Annotated in this window: 11 protein-coding genes; 9 read left to right on the top strand and 2 right to left on the bottom strand. The window is 71.5% G+C overall.

Annotated features, from left to right (window positions below; genetic code table 11):
• Positions 1-46: 46 nt before the first annotated feature.
• A complete protein-coding gene (locus tag WMF34_RS17860) occupies positions 47-880 on the top strand; it encodes a class I SAM-dependent methyltransferase (protein WP_437994003.1) in 834 nt (277 codons plus the stop codon).
• Between the two features lie 124 nt (positions 881-1004).
• Here the strand turns inward: WMF34_RS17860 and WMF34_RS17865 are convergent, their stop codons facing one another.
• Positions 1005-2525 carry a hypothetical protein gene (locus WMF34_RS17865; protein WP_437994004.1) on the bottom strand — a complete coding sequence of 507 codons (1521 nt, stop codon included), beginning with the start codon at positions 2523-2525 and terminating at the stop codon, positions 1005-1007.
• Between the two features lie 186 nt (positions 2526-2711).
• Entirely contained in the window at positions 2712-4223 is a 1512-nt protein-coding gene (locus WMF34_RS17870; protein ID WP_012236085.1) for a GH1 family beta-glucosidase, read from the bottom strand.
• A gap of 120 nt (positions 4224-4343) precedes the next feature.
• Between WMF34_RS17870 and WMF34_RS17875 the strand changes: the two genes are divergently transcribed.
• The 8 genes from WMF34_RS17875 to WMF34_RS17910 all read left to right on the top strand — a co-directional run bounded on the left by WMF34_RS17875 (position 4344) and on the right by WMF34_RS17910 (position 12148).
• Positions 4344-5312: a quinone oxidoreductase family protein gene (locus WMF34_RS17875; protein ID WP_437994005.1), complete on the top strand. Its 969-nt coding sequence runs from the start codon at positions 4344-4346 to the stop codon at positions 5310-5312.
• 200 nt (positions 5313-5512) lie between these two features.
• A complete protein-coding gene (locus WMF34_RS17880; RefSeq protein WP_437994006.1) occupies positions 5513-5878 on the top strand; it encodes a glutaredoxin in 366 nt (121 codons plus the stop codon).
• 254 nt (positions 5879-6132) lie between these two features.
• Positions 6133-7053, top strand: a complete 921-nt coding sequence (locus WMF34_RS17885) for an ABC transporter permease (protein WP_012236088.1) — start codon at positions 6133-6135, stop codon at positions 7051-7053.
• Between the two features lie 2 nt (positions 7054-7055).
• Positions 7056-8099: an ABC transporter permease gene (locus WMF34_RS17890; RefSeq protein ID WP_437994007.1), complete on the top strand. Its 1044-nt coding sequence runs from the start codon at positions 7056-7058 to the stop codon at positions 8097-8099.
• Between the two features lie 51 nt (positions 8100-8150).
• Positions 8151-9164 carry an ABC transporter ATP-binding protein gene (locus WMF34_RS17895; RefSeq protein WP_012236090.1) on the top strand — a complete coding sequence of 338 codons (1014 nt, stop codon included), beginning with the start codon at positions 8151-8153 and terminating at the stop codon, positions 9162-9164.
• Positions 9161-10177 carry an ABC transporter ATP-binding protein gene (locus WMF34_RS17900; protein WP_437994008.1) on the top strand — a complete coding sequence of 339 codons (1017 nt, stop codon included), beginning with the start codon at positions 9161-9163 and terminating at the stop codon, positions 10175-10177. Before WMF34_RS17895 ends, WMF34_RS17900 begins: the two co-directional genes overlap by 4 nt.
• A 62-nt stretch (positions 10178-10239) precedes the next feature.
• The gene (locus WMF34_RS17905; protein WP_437994009.1) at positions 10240-11673 is read left to right on the top strand and encodes a hypothetical protein; all 1434 of its coding nucleotides are present in this window, start codon (positions 10240-10242) and stop codon (positions 11671-11673) included.
• 124 nt (positions 11674-11797) lie between these two features.
• On the top strand, positions 11798-12148 hold the full coding sequence (locus WMF34_RS17910; RefSeq protein WP_437994010.1) for a BolA family protein: 351 nt from the start codon (positions 11798-11800) through the stop codon (positions 12146-12148).
• Positions 12149-12150: the final 2 nt, after the last annotated feature.

The raw sequence follows: 12150 nt of genomic DNA on the forward strand, positions 1-12150 counted from the left end.
CGGTGACAGGCTCTTCTCCCATGATCGATGACAAGAGGAATGGCCGATGAGCAACCGCGTTGAGCCACTCAACTTCAGCGACGAAGCGCGCTGGACCGCCCTGGCGGCCAGCTACGAGCGCTGGGCCGAGCCGTTGACGGCGGGCTTCGCGCGCGCGGCGCTGTCGCTCGCGGGCGGGATCGGGCACGGCGAGCGCGTGCTCGACGTCGCCGCAGGGACGGGCGCCCTGGCCTTGGCCGCGGCCGAGGCGGGCGCGCGCGTGCTCGCGACAGACATCTCGCGCGGCATGGCGGCGCGCCTGGGCGAGCGATTGCAGCCCTTCGCAGGGAGCGAGGCGCGGGTGATGGACGGGCAGGCGCTGGAGGTCGAGGACGCGACCTTCGACGTGAGCTGCTCCGTCTTCGGCGTCATGATGTTCCCCGACTGGCGCCGCGGCATGGCCGAGCTCGTCCGCGCGACCCGACCCGGGGGCCGGGTCATCGTGGCGACCTGGTCGAGCCCGGAGGGGGCAGGCCCGGCGCCGCTCTTCCTGCAGGCCTATCGCCGCACCTTCCCGGAGGCGCCGATCCAACCGCCGCCCCAGGGCATGACGGTGCTGTGCTCACCGGAGGGCCTGAAGGCCGAGATGCTCGGGGCCGGGTGCGGCGAGGTCGCCGTGCACGCGGTCGACGGCGCGTGGGGCGGAGCTTCGGTGGACCAGGTCATGGCGGATCTCGACGAGATCCTGCGCTTCATGCACCTCTACGTCGCGCTGGACGACGATGGGCGCGCTCGGCTACGCGGGCCGATGCGCGCCGCCATCGCGTCCTTCGCCGAACCAGGCGGGGCCGTGCGTGTCCCGGTGACGGCGAACATCGCGATCGGCCGCAAACCCCGCTGACCAAGGAATGCAGCGCGGCCCGTCCTGTGGGGTCGCGCTGCGTTCCTTCTCGACACGACGCCTGACGGGCCGCGCGGCTGTCCATGGGGAAGAGCCCCCGTCGCCGGCGCCGAGCCCGGAGCGGTCACCGGGTGAGCTTCACGACGATCATCGATTCCCTCTCTTCGGGGCTCGAGATCGGTCCGGCGCCAAAATCGATCGTGCCCTTGAGCTTCCCGACGGCGACAAGGGCTCCGTCAGGGCCGATGGCGATCTGGGATAGCCCTCCGTACTCGGACGGTTCGAACGCGACGTTGCAGAAGTCATCGCCGCGCGGGTCGAGCCCGGCGACGAAGATGCCCACGAATTCGGTGGGCATCGTACCGCAACCGAGGTCCGTTCCCTCGAGGAAGGTGCCGGCGAGCCAGGTGTTGCCGGCGGCGTCGGTGGCGAGCGCTTGCGCTCTCGCGGAGGTCCTGGCGAACATCGCGGAGCCGCCGGCGGAGAGCCGGGTGAGGGGCACGCTGTTCCCGTCGCCCGTCAGCGAGGTGTCGCCGGCCGAGAACGTCGTGAAGAACGAACCGAGCGTCACCACGCCGCCTGCCCCGTCCACGACCGTGGCGACGTGATCGTCACCATCGACGCCGCCGAGCCTCTCGCTCCATCGGTGCTCGCCGTCTGGATCGAGCGAGGCGACGAAGATGTCGTCCGACCCGGTGTGCCCCGGGGCCGCTGCGACGTGGAGCGGGCCGCCGCCGAAGTCGATGGAGTCATGGAAGCTCCCCCCGACGGCGATATTCCCGGCCGCGTCCAGGGAGAGGGTCTCGGCGGTCGCGCCTTCCGGCCCGCCGAAGCTCCTGCTCCAGACGTGGCCGCCCGACGCATCGAGCCTGGCGACGAAGGCGGTTGGCCCTGTCACGCTGGGCAAGGGCCCACCGCCGAAATCCACGTCTCGCGCATAGTCACCGGCGATGACGACGCCGCCCGCCGGATGGAAGCGGACGCTGCGGACCGAGACGGACTCCTCTCCGAAGCGCTTGCTCCAGAGGTGCTGTCCTGAAGCGTCGAGCAGGACGACGAAGCCGCTCGGGTCCCACCCGTTCGCCAGGGGGCCGCCGCCGAAATCCGTCGTTCCACCGAATCGGCCCGCGACGGCGATGTTCCCCGCCGCGTCGGCCGCGATGGCCAACCCTGCCTGGGTCTCGATCACGGAGGAGAGATCGCCGAACCGCTGGCTCCAGAGGTGGTTGCCGAGCGGATCGAGCTTGAGGACGAACGCGTCGAGGTTGCCCGTGCCCACGAGAGGACCGCCCCCGAAGTCGACGGTGCCATCGAAGGCCCCCGTCACGAGGATGTTGCCGTCACCGTCGACGGCGAGGGCGTAGGGGTCGACGTTATCGAACTGGCGGGCGAAATCGAGCGCCAGGCAACCCGCCTCGCACACGGGAGCGCTGCCGCCGGCGCCGGCGCTGCTGCTGGCGCTGATGCTGCTGCTGGCGCTGATGCTGCTGTTGCCGCTGCCAGCGCCGCCTTCCCCTGTGTCCGGGCCGCTCCCAGACGTCGTTTCCCCATCGTCCACGTCGACGCTGACGCTGACGCTGCATCCGAGCGTGGCCAGCGCAGCGGCCAGATAAAGATGCCTCAAATAGGACGCGCTTCTGTTCATCCCTGCCTCCCTCGCCGCGACGGTATCATCGTTCAAGGCGGAGAATGGATGAGGCTCTCGGGAAAGCCCGATATCGACGCCGGTGCGCGCGATTGACGCGCTTGGGCCGCGAGCGTGACGAGCCGCGGCGCAGCGCGGCGGCGGGCCGCGCGGCCCGGGGTGGGACCGGGCCGCGGGCCGCCGGGATCAGCCGGTCACGTTGTCCCACGCGACGGCGGTCGGCCCGAGGAGCGAGCGCCCGCCGGTCGCGATGACCTCTCGGTACCAGGAGAACGAGTCCTTCGGGATCCGTCGCTGCGTCGCGTAATCGACGTAGACAAGGCCGAAGCGATCCTTGTAGCCCTCGGCCCACTCGAAGTTGTCGAGGAGCGACCAGGCCCAGTACCCGACGACCGGGACGCCCTCCTGGACCGCCCGCGCCAGGCCGAGCAGGTACCGGTGCATGACGTCGATGCGCTTCGGGTCGTGCACCTTGCCGTCGAGGAAGACCTGGTCCCGCGTCGCCAGGCCGTGCTCGGTGATCCCGATGGGCAGCTTGTACCGCTCCCAGAAGTACCTCGATCCCCAGTAGAGCGTGCTGGGGACGATCTGCAGCCAGTCGAGCGTCCCGCGCGGGTAGCCCGGCGGGGAGACGACGCGCTCCGGCCTGCCGTCCTTGCCCTGCCGCCACGTGCCCGCCGAGTACATGTTGAGCCCGAGGTAGTCGATCGGCCGCTTGATCTGGTCGAAGTCGCTGGCGGGGAAGTCGGGCATGTCGTCGCCGAAGAGCCGGAGGCCGCTCTCCGGATACCGCCCCTCGAGCACCGGACAGATCCACCAGGCGTTGTTCCACGGGTTCTTGTCATAGACCGAGAAGATCGCCTCGCGCGCCGCCTCGATGTCCGCCGGATCCTCGGTCGCCGGGCGCTGCACCTGGGTGGCGAGCACGTAGCCGATCTTCGCCGCCGTGGCCGCGGCGCGCAGGGCGTCCACCTGCTTGCCGTGCGCCCGCATCTGGTTGTGGGCGGCGGTCAGGTACTCCCGGTAGGGGAGCTTGAGCCCGGGGGCGAAGACGCCGTTGAGGAGCGCGTTGCCGATGAACGCCTGCGGCTCGTTCTGCGTCACCCACCAGGGCACGCGATCGCCGAGCCGCCGGGCGACGACGGTCGTGTAGTCCGCGAACCAGTCGGCGACGTCGCGCTGGAGGAACCCGCCGCGATCCTGGAGCGCCTGGGGGAAGTCCCAGTGGAAGAGCGTGCACATGGGCACGATGCCGGCGCGGAGGAGCTCGTCGACGAGGCGATCGTAGAAGTCGAGCCCCTTCGGGTTGACCTTGCCCGTGCCGTCCGGGAGGACCCGCGTCCACGAGACGCTGAAGCGGTAGCTCTTGACGCCGAGCTCGGCGAGCAGCCCGACATCTTCCTTGTAACGGTGGTAGTGGTCGCAGGCGACGTCTCCGGTGTGCCCTTCGAAGACCTTCCCAGGGGTCTTCGAGAAGACGTCCCACACGGAGGGCGTCCGGCCATCCTCGCTGGCGGCGCCCTCGATCTGGTAGGCCGCGGTGGCCGTGCCCCACAGAAAGTCCGCGGGAAACGGCGCGGCCGTCGCGTTTGCTCGGCCCGCGCCGGCCGAGGCGGCGGTCACAGGCGGGGGCACGGAGGAGGGCGAGGCGGGAGAGGCGTTGCTCGCGGGGAGCGACTCGGAAGGATGGAGAGCCATGGAGGCATCATCCACGGCGTGCGCGGGACAGCAATGGGTTCGATGCGCGTCGGCTTCGATGGGCGTCGATGATCGCGCCGGTCGCTTGACGGCCCAGCGCGGCTCGACAACATGGGCTGCATGCTCGCGATCCGACCGAAAGCCGCAGGCGGCCCCGAGGTGATGACGCTGGAGGAGCTCCCCACGCCCGCGCCGGGCCCGGGGGAAGCCGTGGTCCGCGTCGAGGCCGCCGGCGTGAACTTCATCGACATCTACCAGCGGAGCGGCCAGTACAAGATCGAGCCGCCCATCCCGCTCGGCCTCGAGGGCGCCGGGCGCGTCGAGGCGGTGGGGCCGTCCGTCACCGAGGTGAGGGAAGGGGACGAGGTCGCGTGGACCGGCGGCCCCGGCTCGTACGCGACGCACGTCCGGATCCCGGCCGCGAAGCTCGTCCCCGTGCCCGCAGGCGTCGGCGCGAGGCGCGCCGCGGCCGCGATGCTCCAGGGCATCACGGCGCAGTACCTCGTGCGCTCCACGTTCCCGCTCGGCCCCGGCCACACGTGCCTCATCCATGCGGCCGCGGGCGGGGTCGGCCTGCTCCTGTGCCAGATGGCGAAGCGGCTCGGCGCGCGCGTGATCGGCACCGTCTCGACCGAGGAGAAGGCGCGCCTCGCGCGAGACGCCGGCGCCGACGAGGTGATCCTGTACACGAAGGCCGATTTCGAGGCCGAGACACGCCGGCTCACGGGCGGCGCCGGCGTCCACGTCGTCTACGACGGCGTCGGGAGCGACACGTTCGTGAAGGGCCTGGGCGCGCTCCGCCCGCGCGGCACGATGGTGCTCTTCGGCCAGTCGAGCGGGCCGGTGCCGTCGTTCGACCCGCAGATCCTGAACCAGAAGGGGTCGCTCTACCTCACGCGGCCGAGCCTCGGCCACTACACCGCGACGCGCGAGGAGCTGCTCGAGCGCGCCGCCGACGTGCTCGGCGCGATCGCGCGCGGCGAGCTCACGATCTCGATCGGCGCCACGTACCCCCTCGCCGAGGCGGCGGAGGCGCACCGCGCGCTCGCGGGGCGGGCGACGACGGGGAAGGTGCTGCTCATCCCGTAGCGGACGGAATCGTCGCGCGGAGGCGCGATTCGAGGCGCGGAGGAGCTGGGGAGTCCGGCCCCGCCGCGGGAGCTCCTTGTCTCTCTGGTTCTCTCTCGGGCGCGCGGACGTGCGCTGTACGCGCGCCGTCTCCGGCCGATCCGGCCGTTGACCGTGTCGTCTCCGGGCCGGTAGGCTCCCGGCGCGGAGGTGCTCATTCCATGGCCGAACGTCCCACGCTTGCTCCCGAGAAGATCTCGGACACGGTGAAATCGCAGATCGCCGGCTTTCATCGGTCCATCGTCGACGAGGTCGCGGCGGCGGTGAGCCGCGACCGGGTGGTCGTCGTCGGGATGGCCCAGAATCCCTTCGTGAAGAAGGCGCGCCAGCTGCTCGACGGAGAGGGCGTGAAATATACCTACCTGGAGTACGGGAGTTACCTCTCCAGGTGGAAGGAGCGGCTCGCCATCAAGCTCTGGGCGGGCTTTCCGACGTTCCCCATGGTGTTCGTCGGCGGGGTCCTCGAAGGCGGCTACGCGGAGCTCGTGAAGCTCCGCGATCAGGGCAAGCTCAAGGGCTCGCCGTGAACAGGCGCGCATGAACGCGGGGCACAGCGCGCAGGCCGCCTCGGCCGCGGCGCGACGTGCCGCGCGAAACGCCGCGGCCGACCGGCGGTTCCGTGATATGCGGGAGGTCGCGGCGCGCGCTCGCGGCGATCGGGGCGGTCGCCGCGCTGAAGGAAGGCAGCACGGAGGCACCTCGTGACATCGCTCGGGATCCACGAAAGGCGGCGGGTTGACGGGGCGAACGGCGCGGCCGGGCGGCCGGGAGGCGGCGCGCCGTGAGCTCGTACGCCATCAAGCGCCTGCTCTCCATCATCCCCACGCTCTTCCTCGTCGCCACCCTGGTGTTCGTCCTGGTGCGCATCGTGCCGGGCGGCCCGTTCGACCAGGAGCGGGCCGTGCCCGTCGAGGTCCAGCGGCAGCTCGACGCCAAGTACCACCTGAACGATCCGGTGCTGAAGCAGTATGGCGACTGGCTCCTTGCGCTCGTCACCCGAGGCGACCTGGGCCCGACGTTCAAGTACCCGAACCGCACCGTCAACGAGATCATCGCGCTCAGCCTGCCCGTGTCGATGCAGCTCGGGTGCTGGGCGATGCTCTTCGCCCTCGCGACGGGCATCCCGCTCGGCATCATCGGCGCGATCCGCCAGAACACCTGGAAGGACACGGCGGCCATGGGGGTCGCGATGGTCGGCCTCAGCGTGCCGCGGTACGTGCTCGCCCCGCTGCTCATGCTCGTCTTCTCGCTCAAGCTCTACTGGTTCCCGGTGGCGCGCTGGGAGACGTGGCGGCACATGGTGCTGCCGGTCATCTGCGCCGGGCTCCCTGTCGCGGCCTACATCGCCCGGCTGACGCGCGGCGGGATGCTCGAGGTGATCCGCTCGGATTTCATCCGCACCGCCCGCGCCAAGGGGCTCTCCGAGCGCAAGGTCGTCCTGAAGCACGCGCTCCGGGGCGGGCTGCTCCCTGTCGTGAGCTTCCTCGGCCCCGGCTTCAGCGGCCTGCTCGTCGGCTCCCTCGTCGTCGAGAAGATCTTCAACATCCCCGGCATGGGCCGTTACTTCGTCGAGGCGGCCACGAACCGCGACTACAACCTCGTGATGGGGGTCATGCTCGTCTACGGCTTCCTGCTCATGCTCTTCAACGCGATCGTCGACGTGGCGTACGCCTTCATCGACCCGCGGGTGGAGCTGCGCTGACCATGCTCCACGCCGCCCTCCCGCAGCCCGCCGCCCCCGGCGATCCGCCCGCCGCCCCCGGCGGCGCGGCGCCGGGCCCGGCCGGCCCGCTGCGGCTCGACGCGCTGGAGCAGGGCTCGAGCCTCGGCCGCGACGCGTGGCGGCGGCTCCGGAAGAACCGCGCCGCGGTCGCCTGCGGCGTCGTGCTCATCGCGATGATCCTCGCCTGCATCCTCGTCCCCGAGCTGTCGAGCTACCGGTACGACAAGGCGGATCTCAAGCTCGGCGCGCAGCCCCCGTCGCTCGCCCACTGGATGGGCACCGACTACTTCGGCCGCGATCTGATGGCCCGCGTCTTCTTCGGCGGGCGCATCTCGTTCGCCGTCGGCATCGTCGCGACGCTCGTCAGCTTCGCCATCGGCGTGAGCTGGGGCGGGATCGCCGGGTACTTCGGGGGCAAGGTCGACGCGATCATGATGCGCATCGTGGACGTGCTCTACACGTTCCCGTTCCTCATCCTCGTCATCCTGCTGATGGTCTTCTTCGCGAACGACCAGACGGTCCTCTACCGCGCCTGGAAGGTCGCGCTCGGCCTCTTCGTCAAGGAGCCGTCGGACCCGAGCTACTTCCCCATCTTCCAGATCGTCGTCGTCTTCGCGGCCCTCGGCGGCATCTCCTGGCTCACGATGGCCCGCATCGTCCGCGGCCAGGTCATCGCGCTGCGCGGCCAGCCGTTCATCGAGTCGGCGCGCTCGATCGGCGTCGGGCACGCCGCGCTGATCTTCCGGCACCTCGTGCCGAACGCGGTCGGCCCGATCATCGTCTACACGACGCTCACCATCCCCGAGGTGATGATGACCGAGGCGTTCCTGAGCTTCCTCGGCCTCGGCACGCAGGAGCCGCTGTCGAGCTGGGGCCTGCTCGCGTCCACCGGCGCCGACGCGATGGACCTCTTCCCCTGGCAGCTCGTCTTCCCGGCGCTGATGCTCGCGCTCACGCTGATCTGCTTCAACTTCCTCGGCGACGGGCTCCGCGACGCCCTGGATCCTCGCATCCGAAAGGACTGAAGGGCGCCGCGCTCCATCTCCGGGACGCGCGCCGGCACGGACCATGCAACCATGCTGATCGAGGTCAAGAACCTGAAGACCCACTTCTTCACCGAGGAGGGGGTGGTCCGCGCGGTCGATGGCATCTCCTTCAGCCTCGATCGCGGCGAGGTCCTCGGCATCGTCGGCGAGTCCGGCTCGGGCAAGAGCGTGACGAGCCTCTCCCTCCTGCGGCTCATCCCCGACCCGCCGGGCCGGATCGTCGGCGGCCAGATCCTCCTCGAGTCCGAGGGCGGCGTCGTCGAGGACCTCGTGGAGGCGAGCGAGGCGCGGATGGAGCGCGTCCGCGGCGACCGGATCGCGATGATCTTCCAGGACCCGATGACGTCGCTGAACCCTTACCTCCGGGTGAGCGAGCAGCTCATCGAGGTGCTGGAGCTCCACCGCGGCATGGGCCGCGCCGAGGCGCGCCGGCGCAGCGTCGAGATGCTGCAGGCGGTCGGGATCCCCGCGGCGGCGTCGCGGATCGACGACTACCCGCACCAGCTCTCGGGCGGGATGCGGCAGCGCGTGATGATCGCGATGGCGCTGCTGTGCGACCCCGATCTGCTGATCGCCGACGAGCCGACGACGGCGCTCGACGTGACGATCCAGGCCCAGATCCTGGACCTGATCGCGGAGCGGAAGGAGGCGCTCGGCGCGGCCGTCCTCCTCATCACGCACGACCTCGGCGTCGTGGCGAAGATGGCCGATCGCGTCGCGGTCATGTACGCCGGGCGCATCGTCGAGGAGGGCCCCGTCGGCGCCATCTTCCACGCGGCCCGGCACCCGTACACCATCGGCCTGTCGCGCTCGATCCCGCGGCTCGACGACGCGCGCGGCGCGGATCTCGTCCCCATCCCCGGGATGCCGCCATCGCTCGCGCGCCTGCCGCCGGGCTGCCCGTTCCACCCGCGCTGCGCGCACGCGATCGCGGCGTGCCGGGAGGAGGCGCCGCCGCCGCGCGTCGTCTCGGGCGAGGGCAACAGGAAGGCGCTGCACGTCGTGCGGTGCCACGTCGAGGACGTCGCAGGACGAGCGCCATGACCACCGCCGCAACCTCCCCGCCGCTGCTCTCGGTGCGCGATCTCAAGGTCCACTTCCCGGTGCGCCGCGGCCTGCTCCAGCGGCAGGTCGGCACGGTGCGCGCGGTCGACGGTGTCTCGTTCGACGTCGAGCGCGGCGCGACGCTGGGCCTCGTCGGCGAGTCCGGCTGCGGCAAGTCGACGACGGGCCGGGGCATCCTCCGCCTCGTCCCGCCCACGTCGGGGAGCGTGAAGATCGACGGCCGGGAGATCCTGACGCTCGATCCGGGCGCGCTGCGGAAGGCGCGCCGCGAGATGCAGATGATCTTCCAGGACCCGTACGCGAGCCTGAACCCGCGCATGACGGTCCACGACCTCATCGCCGAGCCGCTCTCCACCCACGGCCTCGTCTCGTCGCGCGACGAGGCGCTGCGCGAGGTGGCGCGCCTCATGGAGCTCGTCGGGCTCTCGCCCTCGTACATGCGGCGCTATCCGCACGAGTTCTCCGGCGGCCAGCGGCAGAGGATCGGCATCGCCCGCGCGCTCGCCCTGAAGCCGAAGCTCGTGATCGCGGACGAGCCGGTCAGCGCGCTCGACGTGAGCATCCAGGCCCAGATCGTCAACCTGCTCGCGTCGCTCCAGCGCGAGCTCTCGCTCACGTACGTGTTCGTCGCGCACGACCTCGCCGTGGTCCGCCACCTGTCAAGCGAGATCGCGGTGATGTACCTCGGCCGGATCGTGGAGCGCGCTCGCCCGGACGAGCTCTTCCGTTCACCGCAACATCCGTACACGCAGGCCCTGCTGTCGGCGATCCCGATCCCGGATCCCGACGTGGAGCGCACGCGCCGCCGCCTGCCCCTCGTCGGCGAGGTGCCGAGTCCGCTGAACCCGCCGTCTGGGTGCCATTTTCACACACGCTGTCCCTATACGATGGACCGGTGCAGCGCCGAGGCCCCTCCGCTGGAGGAGCGTCGTCCTGGGCACTGGGCCGCCTGTCATCTCACCGAGCTGCCCACGGCACCTACGCATCCGTGATGTGATCCGGCGGCGCGCACTGCCCCACATCGGCTGAGCTCGTTGTCCAGACATGACGTGGAATGTCCGATGACAGGATTTTCCTGACCTCTGCGTGCAGTAGCGGGGTTAGGATCCTGGGACCGATGCCGCGAATCTCTGACGCCACGCTTCGCGCCCAGATCCCGACGGCCCTTCTCATCGGCGGCGATCAGGCGTTGCTCCAGCGCTGCCAGACGGCGGCGATGGATGTGGGGATCATCGTCAAGGCGTGCCCGGTATCGATGGCCGCCGCGCTGGCGGAAGAGCGTCGGCCGGTGGTCATCGTGGTCACGTCGTCGACTTACGCGCTCGCTCCCGAGGCGTTCGAGGAGATCGCGCGCGACGTGGTCAGCACGCTCGTGCGGGTCGACGAGGCGATGGTGGCAGACGAGCTCGGGGCGCTGCTGGCCACGGCGGCCCGCGAGAGCCGCAAGCAGCGCTCGCGGCAGCAGACGCCCGGTCGCTACTCGATGATGCCGGCGGACGAGAGCGCGTCGGTGCCGCGCTCGGAGCGCATGACCATCGGGGTGATGAAGGCGGACCCGGCGTCGCGGCGCGACCCCGAGGCGACGCCGCTGCCGCGCTCGGGGCCGCGCAGCGCGGGCGCGCAGGAGCCGCGCAGCGCAGGAGCGCAGGAGCTCGCGTACCGCGAGCGCGTGGCGGCTGCCGTGGCTGCGCGGCGGCCGGAGCGCTCACGCGCGGAGGCGCCGGGGGAGGCGGCGCACCGCCCGCGCGAGGCGCCGGTGCCGCGCTCGGAGCGCCTGGGGGTCATGGTGGGGCCGCCCTCGTCGCGGGCGCGCCGTGAGATGCCCGCTCCGACGCCGCTCCCGCCACCGCCGGCCGCTGGCCCGGCGGTCGCGCGCCGGGACGCGTCCAGGCCGGTGCAGGCATCGCCGGCGGCTGGAGCGTACGTGCGGCGGGATACGCCGCTGGCCGGCTCGCATCCGGCCGAGGCCTACGCGCGGCGGGATACGCCGGTGGCTGGCTCACAGCAGGCCGGGGCGTACGCGCGTCGGGATGCGCCGGCCGCGACGTCTGCGCGGCGAGAGACGTCGGCGCCGCTGTCGCAACAGGCCGTTCCGAGCTCGCGGCAGCAGGCCGGGGTGATTCCGCGCCGGGATACGCCGGCGGCGCATGGGCTTCCGCGGCAGGTGCCTCCGTCGCCTGCCGCGCAGCGCGACGCGCGGCCGTGGGAGCAGCGCGACGCGCCGCCGTGGGAGGAGAACATCGGCCTGCAGCCAGGCGCGGCGCCCCCGCAGCGGGAGGCGCTCGCGATGGGCTCGCAGGACGGCGAGGCGTACGGCGGTCATTCCGCGTCGCCGCCGAGCTCCCATCGCGCGCCGCCCAGCTCCCATCGCGCGCCGCCCAGCTCCCATCAAGCGCCGCCGTCCTCTCGCAGAGCGCAGTTCCACGTCGACATCGCTCTCCTGTTCGATGAGCGAGGTCTGCCGCGCGCCGATCCGCAGGCGAAATGACGCCCGGCCGGGGCGCGCCGGGCGGCTCATCCGCTGGCGGGGGCGCCGGGCCATCCCTTGGCCGGCGAGGGGCCGCGTCCCACGGGTGACCGGCGGCGCGGCGGAGGGTAAGCTCCGCGCGGCCATGACGACAGGAACGAAGCAGGAGTCGATCCAGGGCAAGCTCGTTCGCGCGCTCGATCCCGTGCACATCGAGGTGGAGAACGAGAGCCGCATGCACAGCGTGCCGGTGGGCTCGGAGACCCACTTCAAGGTGCTCGTGGTGAGCGAGGCATTCCGGGGCCTGAGCCCGCTCGATCGCCACCGCCGGGTCAACGACCTGGTGCGCGAGGAGTTCCGCTCCGGGCTGCACGCCCTGACGATCCGCGCGATGACGCCGGACGAGTGGGAGCGGCAGGGGGGCGCGGACTTCCGCTCTCCCGCGTGCCTGGGCGGCTCCAAGGCGGCGCCGGAGCCCGGCGCCAAGTCGGGCTGAGC

The organism is Sorangium sp. So ce145 (genome assembly GCF_051525985.1).
Classification (GTDB): domain Bacteria; phylum Myxococcota_A; class Polyangia; order Polyangiales; family Polyangiaceae; genus Sorangium; species Sorangium cellulosum_B.